Genomic DNA, 22890 nt, shown 5'->3' on the forward strand with positions numbered 1-22890 from the left:
TGTTGAACGCGCGTAGGGGATGGCACCCGGAAACCCGTTCGGGCAGGGCGGTCGCGGGGTACCCGGACCCTTTTCACGCGGTGAACGGTTCCCGGGGACGAGCGGGCGGACCGCGGCCCGGGCGGAGTGCGCCGGCAGCAGACACCCGGGGGCGGCCGGCGGGGCATGTACGGGGCCGGGCGCGCCCCGCGCCCGTGCCGGTCGCACCGGGCCCGGCCCGCCGCTTCCGCGCCGAGGGCCGGGCCGCGGAGGGCCGCGGCGGGCCGCGGCGGGCCGCTCGGCGACGGCGGGCCCGGGCCCCTGTCAGACCAGCGGCGGAGCCGGGGCCGCGTCGGCGGACTCGGCCGCCCGCTGCAGCGCGCTGGCCAGCAGCGCCAGGTCGGTCGGCCCGTTGCCCAGTTCGCGGAGCGGGCGGCGCGTCGGGGGGTCGCCCATGCGTTCCCAGTCGAGCGGCACCACTGTTGGACGCTGGGTGGCCGTCCGCGGGATGCGGCCGGTGACCCGGCCGGCCTGGAACCAGACGACCGAGCCGTCGGGGCCGGTCAGCCGGCCGCGCCCCGCCGTCGCCCCGGCCTTCTCCGGCCCGTCGGTCACGGCGGGCAGCACCTCCAGGGAGACCCGCAGCCCGGCGGTCTCCGCCGCCGCGGTGCCGGCGGTGCGCTCCGGATGGCCGGTCGCCGCGATCAGGTGGACCCCGAGCCGGGCACCCTCCCGGGCCACCGCCTCCAGCGCCCGCACCACGGAGCCGGCCGCCGGGCGGCCGGTGCTGCCGAGCGCGGGCGACAGCAGGGCGTCGAAGTCGTCGACGAGGACCACCAGCCGGGGCAGCGCCTCCGGACCGGCCGCCGCCCGGGCCTCCGGCTCCGCCCCGGCGGCCGCGCCGTTCCGCGCACTCCCGGCCGGGGCCGGCACCGCACCGGCGGGTGCCGCGGCGGTGCCTCCCGGCGCGCCACCGAGGGGACTTCCGTGCGTTCCGGCCGGGCCGGCCCCCGCGGCCGGGGCGCCGCCCTCCCCGGAACGGCCGCCGCGGACCCGGAGCTTCAGCGTGCCGCTGGACTCCGGCTCCAGATCACCGCTCCGCCGGTCTCCGCCCGGGCGCTCCGCCGCACGCCGCGCGGGCCGCTCCGCACGGCCCGCCCACCGGGTGTGCCACCCGGAGAAGTCCAGCCCGTCCAGGAGTTCGGCCCGCCGTTTCAGTTCCGAGCTGAGGGCCTGGGCGAAGGCCCGCATCCGCACCGGGTCGACACCGGTCACATACGTCGTCACATGCGGGAGGTCCGTACAGGCCCGGAGGCCCTCGCCGCGGGCCTCCGGCTGCGGGGATCGCAGCCCGCCGCCGTCCACCAGCGCCATCGCCAGCCGGTCGGGCCGGTCGGCCGCCGCCAGCGAGGCGGCCAGCGACCGCAGCAGCTCCGTCTTGCCGCTTCCCGCGCCGCCCTCGACCAGCAGATGCGGGCCCTCCGCCGCCACGTCCACGGTGAGCGGGCCGTGCGGTCCCGCGCCGAGCACCGCGCAGAGCTGCCCGCCCGGCGGAGTCCCGGGGTCGGCCGCGGCGGCCCAACGGGCCGTCAGGGAGGCGGGGGTGGCGCGGGCCAGCCCCAGCTCGTCCAGCAGCCGCGCGGCACGCGGCAGCGTCACCGCCACCCGCCGCGATCCGCCCGGACCATGTGCCCCGGCCCCGGTGTCCGGCAGCCGCAGCGGCGCGAGCGACCGGGCGAACCGCTCGGCCCAGGCGGTGGACACGGCGTCGGCGACCGCGGCCGTGCCGTTGTCCGGCACCCCGGGACGGCGACCGCCCGGGGTGCGCTCCACCGGCACCGCGCGGGACGCGATGCCGTGGGTGTCCGCCGGGTCGCCGGAGGGCGGACCGCCGGGCCCGGCGGGGCCCGCCGCCGTGCCGTACGGGGCGGCGAGGTCCGCCGCCGTGCCGTACGGGGCGGCGTGGCCGTGCGCCCCGTGGCCGCCGTACGCGGCCACGGCGGAGCCCGCGGCGGGTGCGGCCGGGCCTCCCGGTCCGTGCGCCCCGCGCCGGTCGGCGGGAAGGTGTATCAGCCGGAGCGCCGTGGCCACCTCACCGCTGAGCATCGCCACCGCACCGCACTCCCCGAAGGCCGGGGACACCGCGCGGGCCGTCTCGAAGTTGGCGAGCAGCGGAGCCGCGGGGGAGGCGGCCGGGGTCTCCACCGCGCAGAGGAGATGGACCCCGGCGGCCGGACCGGCGCACGCCAGCCGGGCCGTGGCCCCCCGCAGCTCCGGGGAGCCGGGATCGCCGTCCAGGACGACCACGGTGTACGGGCCGTCACCCCGGGCCGCCGGGCCGCCGGTGCCGTGTCCGGCCGCCCCGGGGGGCGGGGCCTCCTCCACCTGGCGGGCCAGCTCCGCGATCCGGGCGGCGGCCTGCTCGGCGTCGTAGGCGAGCAGCAGGCGGCAGTCCTGGCCGTGGGCCGGACGCAGCTGCGGCAGCCAGCCGAGCCAGGCCCAGTCGGCCATCCGGTCCCGCAGGTCCCGCGCCGGGTCGGCGCTGATCAGGACGATCTCCAGGGTGGCGGGGGAGTGCAGCGCGGCGAGCTGCGCGACGACGGAGCGGGCCAGCCCGGCCAGCCGCGCCCGCGGACCGGCCAGGCCCAGCGAACCGGCCTGCCGCAGCCCGACGGTGACGGGGAAGGAGGGCACCCCCGCGCGGTCGGCCGTGCCGAGCCGCACCACCAGGGCGTCGGGGTGTCCGGGTCCGCGCTCCCACAGCCGCGGACCGGGGCCCAGGGCGGTGAGCAGGATCTCGGAGGGGTCGGGCCAGCGCCGGTGCAGCGCGGCGGCAGCGGCGGCGGACGGACCGAAGGCACCGGCCGGACGGCCGGGCCCGGCGGGCCCGTCCTGGGCGCGGCCGCCGGCCAGGCGGCGGGCCCAGGCTCCTATGCCGCGGCCGCGGCGCGCGGCGCGGCGGTCCGGCTCGCCGCCCTCGCCGGGCCGCGCACCGGGACGGCCGGCGCCGTATCCGCCCGCGGGGGGCGCCCCGGCGGAGGCGCCGGGCCGGACCGGGCCGGGCGCGGGCGCACCGGGCGGCCACGGGGGCCTCTCGTCGCCGGAACCGGAACCGGAACCGGAACCGCGGAAGGCACCGCTGCCCTCGGCGGCGCGGGTCTCGCCCGCGGGGCGCCCGTACGGGTGGGGGACGTCGCCGTGGCCGGTCACCGTGTGGTCCCGGGGGCCGTCCGGGCGCTCGCCGGGCGAGTACGGGGCCGGCTCCCCGCCGGGGCCCCGCTGTCCGGGCAGCCGCGCCCGGCCGGGCGGCTGCTGCGGGCCGTACCCGGCGCCGCTGTACCCGGATTCGCCATATCCGGGCTCGCCGTGCCCGTGTTCCGCGTACCCCGGCTCCCCGGGGTTGCCGGGCTGTTCACGGGCTCCGTGCCCGCCGGATCCGTGTCCGTCCGGCCCGTTGCCGGCCGGTGCGTGCTCGCCGCCCCGGCCGTAGGGGCCGCCGTGCGCGGACCCGCCCGGACCCGCGGTGCCGGACGCCGCGGTCGCGTCCCGGGCGGCCTCCGGGGCCGGGGCCGCGGTGGGGGCCCGGCCGCCGGCGACGGCAGGGATGCCGCCGGGCAGCTCGACCCGGAGCCGGCCCTCGCCGTCCGGCGCCACCGGGAGCGAACCGGGCAGCACCGCCGGCCGTCGCACCGCCCCCGGTCCGGTGGGGGAGTCTGCCGGAGGGTCCTCACCGGCGTCCGCCGCGGACTCCAGCCGCAGCGCCGATTCCCCGACGCGGAGCAGGGCACCCGGCGGCAGCGGCCGGGGCCGGCCGTCCACGGGCGCGCCGTCGACCGCGGTGCCGTTGGTCGAGCCGAGGTCCGCGACGGTCACCAGGCCGTCCCCGGCGAGCGTCACCGCGCAGTGCAGCCGGGAGACGTCGGGGTCGTCGAGCGGGACGTCGGCGTCGGCGGAGCGGCCGATCCGGATCTGCCCGCCGTGCAGCAGATGGACCCCGCCCGCGTCCGGCCCGGCGACGACGTGGAGCCGGGCGGTGCCCCGCGCGGCCGTCTCCTGGGCGATGCCGGGGTGCAGTCCGGGCTCGACCGGGGCGTGCAGGGAGAGCACCGCGCCGTCGACGAGCGGCGGTTCGCCCAGCAGGCGGTGGCGGCTGTCGAGCCGTTCGGAGCCCGCGTACAGCACCACGGAGGCCGAGTTCTGCGCCGCGCCGCCCGCACGGGTGCCGGAAGCGCCGGGGACGGCGGGCTCCGCGCCGCGCCCGGGCTCCGCGACGGCGGCCACGGCGGCCGCGAGGCCGCCGGCCACCGCGGCGAGCGCCGTTCCGGCGGGGGCCGTGACGAGCACATCGCAGGAACGCGGGGCGTGGCCGCTGAGCGGCCCGAGGACGGTCAAGCGAATCTGCATCGCCGTCAGCGGTCCCTTCCGCCCGGACGCGGCAGGGGCCCGGTCCGTCCCCCGCCCGTGCACGGGCGCTCGGCACGTACAGGTCACCACAGAGCGCGGGGCCCCCGCCCCCCGCTCCTCCGTGCGTGGGTGCATCCTCGCACCTGCCGGTGACATCCTGCCCGGTGACCGCCGTTATTCGATCTTGAATCGTCCCTGTCCGGCCAAAAAGCGCCGCACAGGGCGTCGGCGACGGCATCCCCTGTCACCCGGAGGACCGATTGCGCCCCATTCCGGTCGACTTCCGTCGGGCCCGCCCGGAAGCACCGGCTCCGCCCCCGGGCCGGACGGCCCCGCGTCGCCCCGGGCCGGGCCGGACCGGGGGACACCGGGCAACCATCGGCGCGGCAGCCGCGTCCTCCCGGTACGGGTCGCGGCGTGTCCGTCCGTACCGGGAGGGAACCGGAGAACAGCCGCAGGACCCGCCGCCCGCCCGTAACACGGCACTAGAGTGGGGCGGAACGGCCCCGTGGAGTCCCTCCGCGGAACGAGGCCCGGTACCAGGACGTAGGGAGCGCATGACGTGCGGCCGGTAGGCAGTAAGTATCTGCTCGAAGAGCCGCTCGGCCGCGGGGCCACCGGCACCGTCTGGCGGGCCCGGCAGCGCGAGACGGCGGGCGCGGAGGCGGCGGTGGCCGGGCATCCCGGCGAGGCCGTGGCGATCAAGGTCCTCAAGGAGGAGCTGGCGCACGACCCCGATGTCGTGATGCGCTTCCTGCGCGAGCGGTCGGTCCTGCTCCGGCTCACCCACCCCAATATCGTCCGCACCCGCGACCTCGTCGTCGAGGGCGATCTGCTGGCCCTCGTCATGGACCTGATCGACGGCCCGGACCTCTTCCGCTATCTGCGCCAGAACGGCCCGTTCACACCGGTCGCCACCGCCCTGCTGACCGCGCAGATCGCCGACGCGCTCGCCGCCAGCCACACCGACGGCGTCGTCCACCGCGACCTCAAGCCCGCCAACGTCCTGCTGGCGACCGGCCCGGGCGGCGAGATGCACCCGATGCTCACCGACTTCGGCATCGCCCGGCTCGCGGACTCGCCCGGCCTCACCCGCACCCACGAGTTCGTCGGCACGCCCGCCTACGTCGCGCCGGAGTCCGCCGAGGGCCGCCCGCAGACCTCCGCCGTCGACATCTACGGCTGCGGCATCCTCCTCTACGAACTGGTCACCGGCCGTCCGCCGTTCGCGGGGGAGACGGCCCTGGAGGTGCTGCAGAAGCACCTCAGTGAGGAGCCGCGCCGCCCCACCACCGTCCCCGAACCGCTCTGGACGGTCATCGAGCACTGCCTGCGGAAGAACCCGGACGAGCGGCCCAGCGCCGTCAACCTCGCCCGCGGCCTCCGCACGGTCGCCGCGGGCGTCGGCGTGCACGCCAATCCCGCCCAGGCTGAGGCGGCCCTCGGCGTCGCCGCGCTGCTCGCGCCCGACCCGGCGCCCGCGCCCGTCCCCGGCACCACCGCCGGCCACGGCGCGGGAGCCGCCGGCGGCGGGGACGCCGACCCGACGCAGGTGCTGCCGTCCGGCGCGAGCGCCTGCGACCCCAACGCGCAGACGGCCTTCCTGCCCGCCGGCAGCGGGCCCGGCGGCCCGGACCACGCCGGCGCCACCCGCGCGATGCCCCCGGTGCCGCCGGGTCCGCCCGGCGCGGGGGACGGCCAGGACGGCGAACACCCCTGGCAGACGCAGATGCGCGCGGCCCGCGACCGCAACGAGCAGACCCAGGTCCAGTACCTCGATCCGGACGAGGACCCGCTCCGCCGCCGCCCGCAGCGCCGCCCGGCCCCGCAGCAACAGCAGCAGCCGGCCCCCTACGCGCCGCCCCCGCAACCGCAGCAGCAGCCCCGGCCCCAGCCGCGCCGGGAGCCCCGCCGCCGGCAGGAACCGCAGCCCCAGCGGTACGCGCCGCCGCCCCCGCCGGCCCCCGCGCCGCGCCGCGAGCCGCGCCCCCGCAGCGCCAATCCGATGCGGATCCCCGGGCTCGGCTGTCTCAAGGGCTGCCTCTTCACCATCGCGGTCTTCATCCTGGCGGGATGGCTCGTCTGGGAGTTCACCCCGGTCCAGAGCTGGGTCGCGGAGGGCAAGAGCTTCTGGCAGGCGACGACCGACGGCATCGGCCAGGTCGTCGACTGGATCTCGGAACTCGGCCAGGCGTCCGAGCAGCTCCCCGACACCTCCGACATCAAGGCCCCCGAACTCGACCCGGGCGCCGGCCAGTGACACCGGCCCGGCCGCAACATCTCCACGACTGTGGAGACTTGTCGACTTACGGGACCCGATTTACCGCGCAGAAGTGATGGTTGGCCCCATCCTGGGCAGCGGACACCCCGGTGGCCGCGTAGCTTGGTGTCCCACGCCTGCCCTCCGCGCGGAGGGCATGACACGTCGGAGCAGTCTTGGCACGCAAGATCGGTAGCCGGTACACCGTCCACCAGATCCTCGGGCGGGGGTCCGCCGGGACGGTGTGGCTGGGCGAGGGGCCCGAGGGCCCGGTCGCCGTCAAACTCCTGCGCGAGGACCTCGCCTCGGACGAGGACCTCGTCGAACGCTTCGTCCAGGAGCGCACCGCGCTCCTCGGCCTCGACCACCCCCGGATCGTCGGCGTCCGCGACCTCGTCGTCGACGGCAACGACCTGGCCCTCGTCATGGACCTGGTGCGCGGCACCGATCTGCGCACCCGCCTCGAACGGGAGCGCCGGCTGGCCCCGGAGGCCGCCGTCGCCATCGCCGCCGACGTGGCCGACGCCCTCGCCGCCGCGCACGCCGCGGGCATCGCGCACCGCGACGTCAAGCCGGAGAACATCCTGCTCGACATGGAGGGCCCGCTCGGCCCGGGCGGCGCCCACCCGGCGCTGCTGACCGACTTCGGCGTCGCCCGGCTCGTCGACTCCCCCGCCCGCACCCGCGCCCTGCGCTCCGGCGCCGGCGCCGCACCGGTCCCCCGCACCGCTCAGGGACCCCGCGCCGGGCAGGCCGGCGCGGCGCGGAACATCATCGGCACCCCCGACTACCTCGCCCCGGAGATCGTCGAGGGCCTGCCGCCCCGCGCCTCCGTCGACATCTACGCCCTGGCGACCGTCCTGTACGAACTGCTGGCCGGTTTCACCCCGTTCGGCGGCGGCCACCCCGGCGCCGTGCTGCGCCGCCATGTGACCGAGACGGTGGCCCCGCTGCCCGGCATCCCCGACGAGCTGTGGCAGCTGCTCGTCCAGTGCCTGGCCAAGTCGCCCGCCTCCCGGCTGCGCGCGGCCGAGCTGGCCGGCCGGCTCCGGGAGCTCCTGCCCGGCCTGGCCGGGCTCCCACCGCTCGACGTGGACGAGCCGGACGGCGAACGCGCCGGGGACGACCCCGGGGAGGAGCGGGCCGAACCCTTCCGCTCGGTCCCCGAGCAGCCCCGCCGCGGCGCCGTGCCGCTGGTCTACGGCTCCGCGCCCGATTCCGGACGGGACACCCACACCAGCATGCGCGTTCCCACCGAGGACGAGCTCGCGGGCGGGGCGCACGGCACCGCGCGGGTGCCCCGCAGGCCGGGCGAGCCCCGGCCCGGTTCGGCCCGCCGCCGGGCGGAGGCGCTGCGCCGCCGCCGGATCCGGCTCGGCGTGGTCGTGGCGGGCCTGGTGGCGGTGGCCGGGCTCGGCGGCTGGCTGGCGGCCTCGGCCGACGGCGCCGTCACCGGCGACGGCCCCCGGCCCGCCGGGGGCGGGGGTACGGAACACTCGGCGCCCCGGGCCCCCGCCCGGGGCGGGCCAGCCGTACCCGCCGGGGCGGCCCAGGCCACCGGAGCCCCCTGAGCCGCCGCGGGCACCCCGTACCCGCCTCTGCGTGGTCTCCGGCCGGAAGCCGTTAGGCTGGGGGCGTGGCAGTCGTCGATGTATCCGAAGAGCTGAAGTCCCTCTCCTCGACCATGGAGTCGATCGAGGCCGTCCTGGACCTCGACCGGATGAGGGCCGATATCGCCGAGCTGGAGGAGCAGGCGGCGGCCCAGGACCTCTGGGACGACGTCGAGAACGCGCAGAAGGTCACCAGCAAGCTGTCCTATCTGCAGGGCCAGCTCCGCCGGGCCGAGGAACTGCGCGGCCGGATCGACGACCTCTCCGTCCTGTTCGAGCTGGCCGAGTCGGAGGACGACGCGGACACCCGCGAGGAGGCCGAGAACGAGCTCCGCTCGGTCCGCAAGGCCGTCGAGGAGATGGAGGTCCGCACCCTCCTGTCCGGCGAGTACGACGCCCGTGAGGCGCTGGTCAACATCCGCGCCGAGGCCGGTGGCGTGGACGCCGCCGACTTCGCCGAGCAGCTGCAGCGGATGTATCTGCGCTGGGCCGAGCGGCACGGCTACAAGACCGAGGTCTACGAGACGTCCTACGCCGAAGAGGCTGGGATCAAGTCGACGACCTTCGCCGTCCAGACCCCGTACGCCTACGGCACCCTCTCGGTCGAGCAGGGCACGCACCGTCTGGTGCGCATCTCGCCGTTCGACAACCAGGGCCGCCGGCAGACCTCCTTCGCGGGGGTCGAGGTGCTCCCGGTGGTCGAGCAGACCGACCACATCGACATCGACGAGTCCGACCTGCGCGTCGACGTCTACCGCTCCTCCGGGCCCGGTGGCCAGGGCGTCAACACGACCGACTCCGCGGTCCGGCTGACCCACATCCCGACCGGGATCGTCGTCTCCTGCCAGAACGAGCGCTCGCAGATCCAGAACAAGGCCAGCGCCATGAACGTCCTCCAGGCGAAGCTGCTGGAACGCCGCCGGCAGGAGGAGCAGGCCAAGATGGACGCGCTCAAGGGCGAGGGCTCGGGCTCCTGGGGCAACCAGATGCGCTCCTATGTGCTGCACCCGTACCAGATGGTCAAGGACCTGCGCACGGAGTACGAGGTCGGCAACCCGCAGGCTGTCCTCGACGGCGACATCGACGGCTTCCTGGAGTCCGGTATCCGCTGGCGCAAGCAGCGCGAGAAGTAGCCCGCCGGACGGCCGCCGCGAGCGGTTCCGGGGGCTGTGCGGAGAAAGAATGTGAATGCTCAACTGCCGTCTCATGGGCGGCAGTTGCCGTTTTCGTCACAGTCCTGAGCGTGGCCCCGGCGCAAGTGGTCACGCAACGGACATAGCGCGCTCAACGCGCTTGACGCTGCTGTGAATCTTGGGAAGGGTGACGCTCGGCATGCCCATGTCTGGGCGCGGGCGCTAAGGGGCGGGCGGAACGAGAGTCCCGCGTCACTCCTACCCATGACGACCAACAGCCCATGCATGGCTGCTCCACTGACGAGATCAGCTACTGGGGGTAGCAGCTAGATGACGAAGAAGACGCGGTTGCGCGTTGCGCGCATAACCGCCGGCGCGGTGATCGCTGCCGGGGCCTCCCTGACCGCCGCGGGCGCCGCACAGGCCGTCGGCGTGGACGTTCAGATCGGCGGGCTCAGCACCAAGGCCTCCGTGGAGGAGGGGAACGTCGAGGTCAGCATCCAGGGTGACGAGCCCGACCCCTGCGACGTCCTCCCCTCGGAGTGCGAGGACGGCGGCGCCGGCAACGGCGGCACGGACGGTGGCGCTGACGGCGGTGCCGACGGCGGTGCCGACGGCGGTGCCGACGGCGGTGCGGACGGCGGTGCCGATGGTGGCGCCGATGGCGGTGCCGATGGTGGCGCTGACGGTGGTGCCGATGGCGGTGCGGACGGTGGCGCCGACGGCGGCGGCATCGGTGGCGGGATCGGTGGTGGCATCGGCGGCGGTGACGGCGGTGCGGACGGTGGCGCCGACGGCGGCGCGATCGGTGGCGGGATCGGCGGTGGCATCGGCGGCGGCGACGGCGGCGGTGACAACGGCGGCTCCGGCGACAACGGCGGCACCGGCAACGGCGGTGGCACCGGTGGCGGCGACGGCGGCGGTGACAACGGCGGCTCCGGCAACACCGGCGGCACCGGCGGCAACGGTGGCTCCGGCAGCACCGGCGGCAGCACCGGCGGGGGCAACAACCCCGGCCCCGACACCGGCGGCAACGTCGACACCGGTATCGACACCGGCACCGACACCAACAACATCGGCGCGCAGCCGGTCGAGCAGGGCGAGGCCAAGGAGGAGCTGGCCGAGACCGGCGCCTCCGAGACCGCGTTCCTGCTGATCGGTGCCGCGACGATGATCGCCGGTGGCATCGGCTTCCGCTTCCTGCCGCAGATCGTGGCCGGCCGCGGCGGCGCCGCTGCCTGACCGGGTGGTCCGCACGGTCACCGGGCACGGCACACGCCCGCCACAGGGCACCTGAGAACGGGCCGAGGGCCCCGGAACGCAGCCGGCGTTCCGGGGCCCTCGGCATGCGCGCGGGAGCCGTTCAGGGCGCGTACGGGCAGAGCCGCCGGGAGCGGGCCGGAACGCGGCCCCGGGCCGGAGCCCGGGTCGTCCGGGTGCCCGCCTGCCCGCCGTCTGTTTCGCCCGCCCGCCGTCTACGCGGTCTGGTGCGCCAGCAGGGCCACGGCCACGAGCGTGACCAGCAGGGCGATCAGTGCGGCCGGGGAGAGTCCGGCGAAGAGGCCGTTCTGGTGCTGGAGCCGCTCTCTGCTGGCACGGCAGACGGCGCAGCGCCCCTCGTTCACCGGGCCCGCGCAGTTGGCGCACACCAGTCGGTCGCATGTCATGCGATCTCCTCCTCACTGGGGCCAACGCCCGGGGGAGCGCTTCCGTTCCCCATACCACTGTGCCAGCTTCCCGGCGATCCGGCGCACCGGGAAGCGCACTTGGAAGGGCCGGGGGACCACCGGTGGCGAAGCCGTGCCGCTATTGCCGGGTTTATTCCCGATGGTGCCGTGAATCGGCGCTCATCGGAGGGCGACGACTGCACGACTCCGCCGGGTTCGCGTATGGTCACGCTCACCGGCGGGCGCCGCAGCTGGGCTGTACGGCGTTCCGCGTCCCCTCTTCTCTACAAGGCCGACCGTGGTGCACCCGTGATCCGATTCGACAACGTATCCAAGTCCTACCCCAAGCAGACGAGGCCCGCGCTGCGGGATGTCTCGCTGGAGGTCGAGAAGGGCGAGTTCGTCTTCCTCGTGGGCTCCTCAGGCTCGGGCAAGTCCACCTTCCTGCGGCTGCTGCTCCGCGAGGAGCGGGCGACCCATGGCTCGGTGCACGTCCTGGGCAAGGACCTGGCACGGCTCTCCAACTGGAAGGTGCCGCAGATGCGGCGCCAGCTGGGCACCGTCTTCCAGGACTTCCGGCTGCTCCCCAACAAGACGGTCGGGGAGAACGTCGCCTTCGCCCTCGAAGTGATCGGCAAGCCGCGGGCGCAGATCCGCAAGACGGTCCCCGAGGTCCTGGACCTGGTCGGGCTGGGCGGCAAGGACGACCGGATGCCGGGCGAACTCTCCGGCGGTGAGCAGCAGCGGGTGGCCATCGCCCGGGCGTTCGTCAACCGCCCGATGCTGCTGATCGCGGACGAGCCGACGGGCAACCTCGACCCGCAGACCTCGGTCGGCATCATGAAGCTGCTGGACCGGATCAACCGGACCGGTACGACCGTGGTGATGGCGACCCACGACCAGCAGATCGTCGACCAGATGCGCAAGCGCGTCATCGAGCTCGAGAAGGGCCGGCTGGTGCGCGACCAGTCGCGCGGTGTCTACGGCTACGCGCACTGAGTGACCACACCGTAGCCGCGGGCCACACCCTGAAAGGACATCATGCGCGCCCAGTTCGTCCTGTCGGAGATCAGCGTCGGTCTCCGTCGCAATCTCACGATGACCTTCGCCGTCATCGTCTCCGTCGCCCTCTCGCTCGGCCTGTTCGGCGCCTCCCTGCTCATGCGGGACCAGGTCGACACGATGAAGGGCTACTGGTACGACAAGGTCAACGTCTCGATCTTCCTCTGCAACAAGAACGACGCGGAGAGCGACCCGAACTGCGCCAAGGGCGCGGTCACGGCGGACCAGAAGAAGGAGATCGAGGCCGAGCTGCAGAGGATGCCGGTCGTCGACACCGTCCACCACGAGTCGAGCGACCAGGCGTACAAGCACTACAAGGAGCAGTTCGGCGACTCCCCGTTGGCCTCCTCGCTCACCCCGGACCAGATGCAGGAGTCGTACCGGGTCAAGCTGAAGGACCCGGAGAAGTACCAGGTCATCAAGAGCGCCTTCTCGGCCCGTCCCGGGGTGCAGGCGGTGGAGGACCAACGGGATGTGCTCGACAACCTCTTCAATCTGCTGAACGGCATGAACATCGCGGCACTCGTCGTGATGGCGCTGATGCTGATCGTGGCGCTGATGCTGATCGTCAACACGGTGCGGGTCTCGGCGTTCAGCCGGCGCCGGGAGACCGGCATCATGCGGCTGGTCGGGGCGTCGAGCTTCTACATCCAGATGCCGTTCATCATGGAGGCCGCCATCGCGGGCCTCATCGGCGCCGTCTTCGCCTGCGTGCTGCTGGTGTTCGGGAAGTTCTTCCTCGTCAACAACTGGCTGGCGGAGCGGATCGACCTCATCAACTTCATCGGCTGGGACGTGGTGCTCGCCAAGTTGCCGCTGGTGCTGGCGATCGGCCTTCTCATGCCCGCGATCGCCGCTTTCTTCGCTCTGCGCAAGTACCTCAAGGTGTGATGTTCGTCCAAGCCGCCGTACGGCCAACTCCCCGTACGGCGCTTCGGCGTCGCCTAGACTCACCGGCATGTCGGGCTCGTCGATGTTCGTCCCGCCCCGCCGCCTCCGCCGCGGGGCCGCCCTGACCTTGGTCCTCGGCAGTGTCCTCGTCACCGGCGGCGTCTCCGGCATCTGGCAGGACGACACCCGGGAGCACGTGTCCGTACGGGCCGATGCGGTCGCGGACACGGCCGGTGAGGGGCCCGACGAGGCCGCCGTCGCCGAGGCGGCAGCGGCGGCCATGGCCGCGGGCGAGTCCGGGACCGACGCCGCCGAGGAGGTCGTCAGCCGCAGCGGCGACCGCTGGTCCGCCGTCTACAGCGCCGGGGAGTACGAGGGCCTGCGGCAGAGCCTGGACGGCTGGTACGTCGGGGTCGGCATCTGGGTGCGGCACGACGCCGAGGGACGGATCGAGGTGGCGCGGGCCCTGCCCGGCAGCCCCGCCGACCGCGCCGGCATCAGACCCGGCGACGGGCTCCGCGCCATCGACGGCGAGAAGACCGGCGGGCAGCCCGTCACCGAGGTCGTCGCCCTGCTGCGCGGCGACGACCGGGGCGCCGGGGAGGGCTCCTCCGTCGAACTGGACCTGGAACGCGGTGACCGCCGCTGGCGGGAGACCCTGACCCGGACCAGGCTGGCCGCGGAGAGCGTCACCGTCCGGACCGCGGCGGACGGCACGACCCTGATCGAGGTCGGCTCCTTCACCAAGGGGTCCGGCGAGGAGGTCGTCCGCGCGGTGCGGAAGGCCCGCGACGGCGCGGGTGTGCTGCTCGACCTGCGGGGCAACCCCGGCGGACTGGTCGGCGAGGCGGTGACCGCGGCCTCCGCCTTCCTCGACGGCGGCCTCGTCGCCACCTACGACGTGCACGGCGAGCAACGGGCCCTGCACGCGGAGGAGGGCGGCGCCGGCAGCGGGGTGCCGCTGGTCGTCCTGGTGGACGGCGGCACCATGAGCTCGGCCGAGCTGCTGGCCGGCGCGCTGCAGGACCGGGGCCGGGCGGTCGTCGTCGGGACGGAGACCTTCGGCAAGGGCTCCGTGCAGATGCCCGAGGAGCTGCCGGACGGCTCGGTGGCCGAGCTGACCGTCGGCCACTACCGCACCCCCTCCGGGCGGTCCGTGGACGGCGAGGGGATCACCCCCGACCTGGTGGCCCGGGAGGGCGCCGAGGAGCGGGCCCGGACGGTATTGACTGGCCTCGCGGGTGGCTCGTAGTGCGAGAATGGCCGCGCTATGGCAAAAACCAACAAGGCTAAAGAGAAGGCCAGGGAGTCGGGCCGCAAACTGGTCGCGCAGAACAAGAAGGCGCGGCACGACTACACCATCCTGGACACCTACGAGTGCGGTCTGGTGCTGACCGGCACCGAGGTCAAGTCCCTGCGGCAGGGCCGGGCGTCCCTGGTGGACGGCTTCGTCCAGCTGGACGGCGGCGAGGCCTGGCTGCACAACGTGCACATCCCCGAGTACACGCAGGGCACCTGGACCAACCACGCGGCACGGCGGAAGCGGAAGCTGCTGCTGCACCGCGAGGAGATCGACAAGCTGGAGCGCAAGTCGCAGGAGAGCGGGCACACCATCGTCCCGCTGCAGCTGTACTTCAAGGAGGGCCGGGCCAAGGTCGAGATCGCGCTGGCCAAGGGCAAGAAGGAGTACGACAAGCGGCAGACGCTGCGCGAGAAGCAGGACCGGCGCGAGACGGACCGGGCGATCTCGGCGGTGCGGCGGCGCCAGCGGGCGTGAGATGCCGGCGGACGGTCCGGCGGGCGTCCGGCGGGCGTGACGGCCGGAGGTCCGAGGACGCCGGCGGGCCCGGGACGGGCCGCGGGTGGCGCGGATCACGCTCTCCCGGTGCCGGGCGGGAATGATCTGGCTCCCGCGTCGGTTGTTGACGTACGATGGACCACAGCGCCACCGGGTGTTCCGCACCGGGTGTGCTTGTCAAATCAACATGGGGATGATCGGTTTCGACAGCGGATGTCGAAGCAGGGGAAGCGAGCCGAGGAAGCGGCAATGATCTCGTAAACCATATGTCGCAAAAAATAATCGCCAACACCAAGCGCGATTCCTTCGCCCTCGCTGCCTGATTTAACAGACAGCGACTCTGCGGAGTGTCAGCCCGGGCTTGATCCCGTCCCGGAACCTGGCATCAGCTAGGGATCTAAACCACCGGCCCCGGCCACGGGGGCCGGTGGGAAATCAAACAGTGGCTGAGCCCGTCGGAGACTTGTTCGCGTGATCTCCGGGGCCGAGAAAATCGCAGCGAACTGCGCTCGGAGAAGCCCTGTTTCCGCACCGTTGGACGCGGGTTCGATTCCCGCCATCTCCACCATCCCATGCGCCGAAGGCCCCGCTGATCCAGCGGGGCCTTCGGCGTTGTACGGGTACGGGCCGGTGCCGTGCGCCGTGCGCGCGGTCTCAGCCGGGAGCGGAGGCCGTCTCCGTACGGGGGTCCAGCTCCCGGTGCGGCCGGGACTGCCACAGCGCCCACTCGGCACTGATGTCCCCAGCGGTGCGCAGCAGGAGCGGCAGATGCTCCCGCAGCAGCTTCTCGGCCGAGGTCTCGGCGGCATGCACGGTGACGTTCATGGCGGCCCGGACGGTTCCGGTGCCGTCCCGCACGGGGACGGCGACGGAGCGGACCCCCGGAGCCAGCTCCTCGTCCGCCAGCGCCCAGCCGCGGGCGCGCACCTCGGTGAGCTCCTCGTGCAGCCGCTCTTGAGTGCTCCGGTCGTTCTCTCCCGGCAGGCCGGAGCGGCTGGGCAGGGCCAGCGCGGCCGCCAGCTCGGCGGGGGAGAGGGCGGCGAGCAGCACCTTCCCCTGCGAGGTCCGGAGGGCGGGGAACCGGGTGCCGATCTCCACCCGCAAGGCGATGATCTTGGGTACGGAGACCCGGGCCACGTAGACGATGTCCGAACCGTCCAGCTGGGCCATGGACGAGGACTCGCCGGTGCGGGCGACCAGCGACTCCATGTGCGGCCGCGCGATGTCCCAGAGGCCGAGGGCCCCCACATAGGCCATGCCCAGGGTGAGCACCTTGGGGGTCAGCTGGAAGGCGCTGCCGGAGGACCGGACGAAGCCCAGCTCCTCCAGTGTCAGCAGCAGCCGGCGGGCTGTCGGCCGGGCGAGCCCGGCCGCGGTGGCCACCTCGGTGAGGGACATGCTGCGGTGGTCGGTGTCGAAGGCGGCCAGCACGTCCAGCCCGCGGGCCAGGGACTCGACGAAGTCCGGCCCCGCCCCTCGTCCAGCCATCTCCCTGCCTCCCGTGATCGTGTGGCCCGCGGTGCCCGCTCGGCGACCGCCCGTCCCGGGGGAGCCTACGGCCTCGGCGGGACGGTACGGGCACCCGGTGGCGGCCGCCGGGGCCGCTCAGCCACCGGAGTCCGGCTCACCGAACACGGTGCCCCGGGCGCCGCGCGTGGAGTCCGACTTGTACTCGGTGTACTGGTACGGGTTGTCCAGCACCTCGTCGTCCGGCAGGTCGGGGTCCATGCCGGCGGCCCACGCCTCCTCGCCCAGCGCCGACCGCAGATGCTCCACGGTCGCCTCGGCGGTGCGCCGCACGGCCGGCAGATCGGCGCCGACCAGCCGGTGCGCGTGCTTCACCACCCGGCCGTCGACCAGCACGGTATGCACATCGCCGCGCTGCGCCTGGAACACCACGTGCCCGTAGGGGTTGAGCAGCGGGAACGAGACCGGTGAGGCGTCGTTCCGGATCAGCACGACGTCGGCCTTCGCCCCCGGTTCCAGCCGGCCCAGGTCGTCCCGGCCCAGGGCGCGGGCGCCGCCGCGGGTCGCCCAGTCGACCACCTGCTCGGCCCGCAGATGGACATGGGTCACCGTGTCGCCGCGCGTATGGGCCTCCAGATGTTCCCGTGACCGGTCGGCGCCGAGCGTGGTGCGCATGGCGGTGAAGAGGTCGCCGCTCCACCAGACGCTGGTGTCCATCGACAGGGACACCGGAATGCCGTGCCGGCGGACCTGCCAGGTGGGCGGGTAGCCCTGGCCGGCGCTCTGCTCGGACTCGGTGGAGACGGACACGGAACCGCCGGTGGCGGCGATCCGGTGGTAGGCGTCGGCGGTGAGCGTCGCCGCGTGGACATAGACGGTCTCCGGGGTCATGAAGCCGTTCTCGTACATCAGGCGGATGCCCGTGTCGTCGGTGGCCCCCCAGACCCCCGCGTGGGTGGTGACCGGCAGTCCGAGCTCGCGGGCGGCCTCGAAGGCGGCCTTCTCCGGGAAGGCGGGATCGCCCGTGACGTCGAACGCGAGCTGGAAGCCGAGGAGGTCGCCCTTCCCGGTGCGGCTCCGATCGAGGAAGGACCGGACGGCGGGGTCGGCGGTCCACTCCCACGGCGCCGCGTGGATGTTGCCGTAGGCGAGGACGAACCGGCCGGGGACCGCCCGGAGGGCGTCGACGGCGGCCTCCGCGTGGTCCACGGTCCGCAGGCCGTGGGACCAGTCGACCGTGGTGGTGACCCCCGCCTCCAGCGCTTCCCAGGCGGAGAGCAGGTTGCCGGCGTACACGTCCTCCGGGCGGAAGGCCCTTCCGTGCTCCAGGTAGTACCAGACGAAGTACTGCGTCAGCGTCCAGTCGGCGCCGTAACCGCGCATGGCGGTCTGCCACATGTGCCGGTGGGTGTCGATCATGCCCGGCATGACGATGCCCCCGCGGGCGTCGATCTCCCAGCAGCCCCCGGGGACGTCGAGGCCCCGGCCGACCGCGGCGACGCGATCGTCCACCACCAGGACGTCCGCGCCGGTCAGAACGGTGCGGGCGTCGTCCATGGTCAGCACGGTGCCGCCGCGGAACACCACCGGCCGGCCGGCCGCCGGCACCTGGGCTTCGGGGTGGGACATCTCATCCTCCACAGGGTCGGCCGGTGTGGCGGACGGATGTCCGTATGCCGGTCGCGGACTTGGTGCGGCCACTCTGGAACGGCCGGTGGGGCCTGTCAAGAGTCCGGCACCGCGTGCTACCCGTTCGTGTGCCTCCCTTGACAGCCCTGCAGAGCCGCGCCGAGACTGGGCCGGAGTTGAGCGGACGAGTGTCCGTGCAGCGGACAAGCGGAATCGGACGCGTCATACGCCGAAGATCGGAGAACAGCCGTGCCCGGTACAGAGCCCCGCCGCGGCCCCCTCTCGGGGCTGCTGGTGGCCGACTTCTCGCGGATCCTCGCCGGCCCCTACGCGACGATGCTCCTGGCCGACCTCGGCGCGGAGGTGGTCAAGGTCGAGGCCCCCGGCGGCGACGACACCCGGTCCTGGCAGCCACCGGTCCGGAACGGCGTCTCGACGTACTACCTGGGAATCAACCGCAACAAGCGCTCCATCGCGCTCGACCTCAAGGACCCCGGTGACCTCGCGGCGGCCCGCGAACTCGCCCGGCGCGCCGATGTGTTCGTCGAAAACTTCAAGCCCGGCGGCCTGACCCGCTTCGGACTGGACTACGACACGGTCGCCGCCGGCAACCCGGCCGTCGTCTACGCCTCGATCAGCGGCTTCGGCAGCGGCCCGGAAGGCGCCGCCCTGCCGGGCTACGACCTGATCGTCCAGGCGATCTCCGGGCTGATGAGCCTCACCGGGGACCCGGACGGCCCGCCGTTCCGTGCGGGCATCTCCGTCTTCGACGTGATGGCGGGGCTGCACGCCACCATCGGCGTGCTGTCCGCCCTGCACGCCCGCCGCGACAGCGGCCGCGGCCAGCACGTCGAGGTCAATCTGCTGTCCTCGGCCCTGTCGGGGCTGGTCAACCAGACCAGCGCCCATGTCGCCGGGGGCGTCGTCCCGCACCGGATGGGCAACAGCCATCCCAGCCTCTTCCCCTACGAACCGCTGCCCTGCTCGGACGGCGACCTGATCGTCACGGCCGGGAACAACGGCCAGTTCCGCCGGCTGGCCGAGGTCCTCGGCGTCCCGGAGCTCGCCGACGACCCGCGGTTCAGCCGCAACGAGGACCGCACGGCCAACCGGGCGGAGCTCCGCCCCCTGCTGGTGGAACGGCTCCGCACCCGTACCCGGATGGAGTGGTTCCGCGACATCATCGCGGCCGGTGTCCCCTGCGGGCCGATCAACACCATCGCCGGCGGTGTGGAGTTCGCGCGCGAGGTCGGGCTCGACCCGGTCGTGACGGCCGGCGAGGGCCCGGACGCCGTCCCCTCCGTACGGAACCCGATCACCTTCTCCGAGACCCCGCCCGAGTACCGGCTGCCGCCGCCGTCCCTCGACGAGCACGGCGCCGAGATCCGCCAATGGCTGTCCGCACCGGCCGGCGCGGCCGCCACCGACGAGGAGTCCCCCGCATGACCGGCACCGACGGCGTCCCCGCCTTCCCCACCTCCCTCGGCACCTCCACGGCCGAGGAGATCCGCCTCCTGGGGGAGGACCTCTCCGCCGACCTCATGGGCAAGGTGGGCTTCGGCGAACTGGCCTTCTGGCTGGTCGCCCTGCGCCGCCCCACCCCCTCGGAGACGAGGGTCTTCGAAGCGGTGCTGGTCGCCCTCGCCGACCACGGGTTCACCCCCACGGCGATCGCGGCCCGGCTGACCTATCTCTCGGCCCCGGACTCGCTGCAGGGGGCGATCGCGGCCGGACTGCTGGGCGGCGGCTCGCGGTTCCTCGGTGTCACCGAGGACTGCGGCGGCTATCTGCGCGACGTCCTCGACCGGCATGAGGGCCCGCTCCCCGGGGACGACGCCGGCTGGGACGCCCTCGCCCTGGCCGCCGTCACCCGGACCCGTGAGGCCGGGCAGTACGTCCCCGGCCTCGGGCACCCCGTCCACAAGACGCGGGACCCGCGGACCCCGGTGCTGATCGGCATCGCGGAGGAGGAAGGGCTGCGCGGGCCCCACCTCCGGCTCTTCGAGGCCATCGGCCGGGTCCACGAGCAGGTGCTCGGCCGCAGGCTTCCGCTGAACGGTGCCGGGGTGTGCGGCGCGGCGCTGGCCGATCTGGGGCTGCCGGTGGAACTGCTGCGCGGATTCGCCCTGCTGGCCAGGGCCGCCGGCCTCCTCGGGCAGATAGCCGAGGAACGCCGCCGCCCCATCGGCATGGACGCCTACCTCACCGTCGACCGCAACGCGGTCTACACCGCCCCCTCCGCCGATCCCGGCCCCGACCCGTCGCGCTGAGCCGCCCCGACCCCGAGGAGTACACCCATGGCCACCGTCGCCGCGGTCATCGCCTCCACCCACCACCCCTTCTACTACCGGGCCAGTACGGCCACCGGCGACGACCGGCCGCCGTTCGCCGACGCCTGGGTCGCCAAGATCGAGGCGTTCCGGGAGACCCTGACCAGGGCACGGCCCGATGTCCTGGTGATGGTGGGCAGCGACCACTTCCACCAGTTGTGGCTGGACAACATGCCGCAGTTCCTGGTGGGCAAGGCGCCGTTCTTCGACGCCAACTTCCACAACGAGGAGCGGGAGTTCGGGCTGCCGCGGATGACGCTGCGCGGAGAGGAGCGGCTGGCCGCGCACATCCTCCGCAAGGGCCTGGACGCCGACTTCGACCTGGCGTTCAGCAACGAACTGCGCATCGATCACAGCATCACGTGCCCGATCATCACCCTGCGCCCGCAGGCGGATCTGCCCATCGTCCCGATCTACACCAACATCTTCGCGCCACCGCTGCCGCAGCCCAGACGCTTTGTGCAACTGGGCCGCACACTGCGCCGGCTGGTGGAGTCCTGGCCCGAGGACAAGCGGGTGGCGATCATCGGCACCGGCCACCTCTCCCTGGAACTGGGCGGTCCCCGCCAGTTCGGCGAGCACGGCCCGGACCCGGAGTTCGACCGGAAAGCGGTCGAGTGGATCGCCAACAGCGACATCGAGGGCTGCCTGTCGGAAGTGACCCTCGACAGTCTTCACCATCCGGGCAACGCCACCCACGGGTTCATGGACTTCATGCTGATGATGGGCGTGGCCGGCGAGGGCGCCAAGGCCGATCACGTCGACACCCTCGACCTCTTTCACACGATGGAGGCGTACTTCACCTGGTATCCGAACGGAGTCCCGGCATGAGCAAGTACCTGCTCGACAAGTTCCTCTACACCGTCGACCGCGACCCCGAACTGGTGGAGCGCTACCGCGAGGATCCCGCCGGGCTGGTGACCTGGTGGGAGGGGGAGATGGCGGGCAAGCTGCTCAACTGCGTCCCGGACGAGCGGACCACCTGGTTGGCGTTCACCGAGGAGGAGCGCCGGGCGCTGCGCGAGCACGACCATGTGGCCCTCTTCGAGATGGGCGCGCACCCCTTTCTGACCCTCACCCTCTTCATCGCGATGTTCGAGCGCGACCACGGACCGCTGGAGTATCAGAAGGCCTACGGCAGAGCCATGCGGCACATCTCCCTGCCCTACCCGGACATAGCCACCTGAGCCGGTGCGCGGGGCCCGCGCGGTACGGCGCTCACACCCGCCGCAGCCGGGGGAGTCCGGCCAGAGCGGCCGGCAGCGCCAGGGTCCCGGCCGCGACCGGGGCCCAGTAGGCGGCGGGGGCGCCCCACCGTTCGACGAACTGACCGCCCGCCGCCGCGCCCGCCGCGATGCCGGTCAGCAGGCCGGTGTAGGCGGTGGTCATGCCCTCGTTGAGCCGGCCGTCCGGGACGAGACGCTGGACCAGCGACATCCCGGTGACCATCGTCGGGGCCGTGGCCATGCCCGCCACGAACAGCAGCACGGCCAGCAGCGGCAGGCTCCCGGCGGCCGTCAGCGGCAGGGTGCAGACCGTCATCGCCGCCACCCCCGCGGCCAGCCGCACGGCGGGGGCTCCGGACAACCGGAGCGCGCCGAACGCCAGCCCCGCCACCCCGGAGCCGGCCGCCTGGAGCGCCAGGACGAGACCGGCGGCCGCCGAGCCACCACTGAGCGTCTGCACGGCCGCGACCGTGGCGACCTCCAGGGAGCCGAAGAGGGCGCCGGTCGCCGCGAACACGAGGAGGAGGGCGGGGAAGCCGGGCGCCCGCAGCGGGCCCCGGGACATGCCCGGCGTTCGCTTCCGCACGGGCGGCTCGGTGCCGCGCCGGCCGGCGAAGAGCAGCATGCCGCCGGTGAGGAGCACGGCGGCGGTCAGCAGCCCGGCCTCCGGGAACACCGCCGTGCACAGCACCATCGCGAGGGCGGGGCCGAGCATGAAGCACAGCTCGTCGACGACCTGCTCGAAGGAGTTGGCCGTGTGCCGGGCCTCGGCATCGTCCCCGTGCAGGGCCGCCCACCGGGCCCGGGTCATCGAACCCACGCTCGGAATACCGGCGTTGCCCGCGCAGCACAGGAACAGCGCCCAGGCCGGGGCGTCGTAGCGGACGCACAGCAGCATCGCGGCCGTGCCCAGCGCGAAGACGAGGGTGGCGGGCACGGCCACCCTGGTCTGCCCGAGCCGGTCCACCAGCCGCCCGAGCAGGGGGCCGGTGACGGCCGTGACGGTGACGTTGACCGCGGAGACGGCCCCGGCCAGGGCGTAGGAGTCCCGGACGAGGGCCAGCATGACGACCGTGGAGACCCCGAGCATGGAGGTGGCCAGCCGCCCGGGGAACGCCGCGAGTGTGAAGGCGAGCGCCCCGGAGGGGGCGAAGAGACGCCGGTACGGGGAGAGCGGCCCGGGCCGTCCTCCGCTCCTCGGCACCGGCGCGCCGGGATGGCCGGGGCCGGAGCCGCCGGTCCGACTGCCGGCACCGCCGCCCGCCCGGCCGGGGCCCGTCGCGGCCCCTCTCGACGTCACCCCACCGGTGCCCGCCCCACCGGTCCCCGCTCCACCCGTCCCGGCCCCGCCTGTCCCGCCCTCGCCGTCCCCGGCGGTTTCCGGGCCCCCGGCTTCGCCGGTCCGCACCGTGGCGCCGGCCGGAACGGTACGGG

At 74.2% G+C, this 22890-nt stretch carries 17 protein-coding genes and 1 other RNA gene; 13 read left to right on the forward strand and 5 right to left on the reverse strand.

The features are described from left to right. Positions 1 to 303: 303 nt before the first annotated feature. Positions 304 to 4383, reverse strand: a complete 4080-nt coding sequence (locus tag LIX60_RS19590) for an FHA domain-containing protein (RefSeq protein WP_227959633.1) — start codon at positions 4381 to 4383, stop codon at positions 304 to 306. Positions 4384 to 4945: 562 nt separating this feature from the next. On the opposite strand from LIX60_RS19590, the gene LIX60_RS19595 reads away from it, so the two are divergent. From LIX60_RS19595 to LIX60_RS19610, 4 genes are all read left to right on the forward strand, one after another. Then, positions 4946 to 6643 (forward strand): serine/threonine-protein kinase, encoded by a 1698-nt coding sequence (locus tag LIX60_RS19595; RefSeq protein ID WP_227959634.1) that lies wholly within the window; start codon positions 4946 to 4948, stop codon positions 6641 to 6643. A 176-nt stretch (positions 6644 to 6819) separates the two neighbouring features. Beyond that, the gene (locus LIX60_RS19600; RefSeq protein ID WP_227959635.1) at positions 6820 to 8214 is read left to right on the forward strand and encodes a serine/threonine-protein kinase; all 1395 of its coding nucleotides are present in this window, start codon (positions 6820 to 6822) and stop codon (positions 8212 to 8214) included. 65 nt (positions 8215 to 8279) lie between these two features. Further along, entirely contained in the window at positions 8280 to 9386 is a 1107-nt protein-coding gene (prfB, locus tag LIX60_RS19605; protein ID WP_227959636.1) for a peptide chain release factor 2, read from the forward strand. Between the two features lie 330 nt (positions 9387 to 9716). After that, positions 9717 to 10628, forward strand: a complete 912-nt coding sequence (locus LIX60_RS19610) for a hypothetical protein (RefSeq protein WP_227959637.1) — start codon at positions 9717 to 9719, stop codon at positions 10626 to 10628. A gap of 233 nt (positions 10629 to 10861) precedes the next feature. On the opposite strand, the gene LIX60_RS19615 is transcribed toward LIX60_RS19610, so the two are convergent. Then, the gene (locus LIX60_RS19615) at positions 10862 to 11053 is read right to left on the reverse strand and encodes a hypothetical protein (protein WP_019711626.1); all 192 of its coding nucleotides are present in this window, start codon (positions 11051 to 11053) and stop codon (positions 10862 to 10864) included. 309 nt (positions 11054 to 11362) lie between these two features. Between LIX60_RS19615 and ftsE the strand changes: the two genes are divergently transcribed. The 5 genes from ftsE (at position 11363) to ssrA (ending at position 15372) form a co-directional block, all read left to right on the forward strand. After that, entirely contained in the window at positions 11363 to 12052 is a 690-nt protein-coding gene (gene ftsE, locus LIX60_RS19620; RefSeq protein WP_039824235.1) for a cell division ATP-binding protein FtsE, read from the forward strand. Positions 12053 to 12094: 42 nt separating this feature from the next. Continuing rightward, positions 12095 to 13006: a permease-like cell division protein FtsX gene (ftsX, locus tag LIX60_RS19625; RefSeq protein WP_019711624.1), complete on the forward strand. Its 912-nt coding sequence runs from the start codon at positions 12095 to 12097 to the stop codon at positions 13004 to 13006. 67 nt (positions 13007 to 13073) lie between these two features. Further along, positions 13074 to 14258 (forward strand): S41 family peptidase, encoded by a 1185-nt coding sequence (locus LIX60_RS19630; RefSeq protein WP_227959638.1) that lies wholly within the window; start codon positions 13074 to 13076, stop codon positions 14256 to 14258. An 18-nt stretch (positions 14259 to 14276) separates the two neighbouring features. Then, positions 14277 to 14783, forward strand: coding sequence for an SsrA-binding protein SmpB (gene smpB, locus LIX60_RS19635; RefSeq protein ID WP_227959639.1), 507 nt, complete (start codon positions 14277 to 14279; stop codon positions 14781 to 14783). Positions 14784 to 14993: 210 nt separating this feature from the next. Then, positions 14994 to 15372, forward strand: a transfer-messenger RNA (tmRNA) gene (gene ssrA / locus LIX60_RS19640). Positions 15373 to 15458: 86 nt separating this feature from the next. Here ssrA and LIX60_RS19645 read toward each other — a convergent pair. Then, positions 15459 to 16292 carry an IclR family transcriptional regulator C-terminal domain-containing protein gene (locus LIX60_RS19645; protein WP_227959640.1) on the reverse strand — a complete coding sequence of 278 codons (834 nt, stop codon included), beginning with the start codon at positions 16290 to 16292 and terminating at the stop codon, positions 15459 to 15461. Between the two features lie 117 nt (positions 16293 to 16409). Continuing rightward, the gene (locus LIX60_RS19650; protein ID WP_227959641.1) at positions 16410 to 17900 is read right to left on the reverse strand and encodes an amidohydrolase family protein; all 1491 of its coding nucleotides are present in this window, start codon (positions 17898 to 17900) and stop codon (positions 16410 to 16412) included. A 249-nt stretch (positions 17901 to 18149) separates the two neighbouring features. Here LIX60_RS19650 and LIX60_RS19655 point away from each other — a divergent pair, with 249 nt between their 5' ends. The 4 genes from LIX60_RS19655 to LIX60_RS19670 are packed head-to-tail and all read left to right on the forward strand — an operon-like array spanning position 18150 to position 21417. Beyond that, entirely contained in the window at positions 18150 to 19346 is a 1197-nt protein-coding gene (locus LIX60_RS19655; RefSeq protein ID WP_227959642.1) for a CaiB/BaiF CoA-transferase family protein, read from the forward strand. After that, positions 19343 to 20170 carry a citryl-CoA lyase gene (locus LIX60_RS19660; RefSeq protein WP_227959643.1) on the forward strand — a complete coding sequence of 276 codons (828 nt, stop codon included), beginning with the start codon at positions 19343 to 19345 and terminating at the stop codon, positions 20168 to 20170. The genes LIX60_RS19655 and LIX60_RS19660 overlap by 4 nt, the downstream gene beginning before the upstream one ends. A gap of 27 nt (positions 20171 to 20197) precedes the next feature. Then, on the forward strand, positions 20198 to 21061 hold the full coding sequence (locus LIX60_RS19665) for an extradiol ring-cleavage dioxygenase (RefSeq protein ID WP_019711617.1): 864 nt from the start codon (positions 20198 to 20200) through the stop codon (positions 21059 to 21061). Then, a complete protein-coding gene (locus tag LIX60_RS19670; protein ID WP_043469739.1) occupies positions 21058 to 21417 on the forward strand; it encodes a hypothetical protein in 360 nt (119 codons plus the stop codon). Before LIX60_RS19665 ends, LIX60_RS19670 begins: the two co-directional genes overlap by 4 nt. 31 nt (positions 21418 to 21448) lie before the next feature. Here the strand turns inward: LIX60_RS19670 and LIX60_RS19675 are convergent, their stop codons facing one another. After that, entirely contained in the window at positions 21449 to 22660 is a 1212-nt protein-coding gene (locus tag LIX60_RS19675) for an MFS transporter (protein ID WP_227959644.1), read from the reverse strand. Between the last annotated feature and the right edge of the window lie 230 nt (positions 22661 to 22890).

Source organism: Streptomyces sp. S07_1.15, from assembly GCF_020739505.1.
Lineage (GTDB): Bacteria > Actinomycetota > Actinomycetes > Streptomycetales > Streptomycetaceae > Streptomyces > Streptomyces xinghaiensis.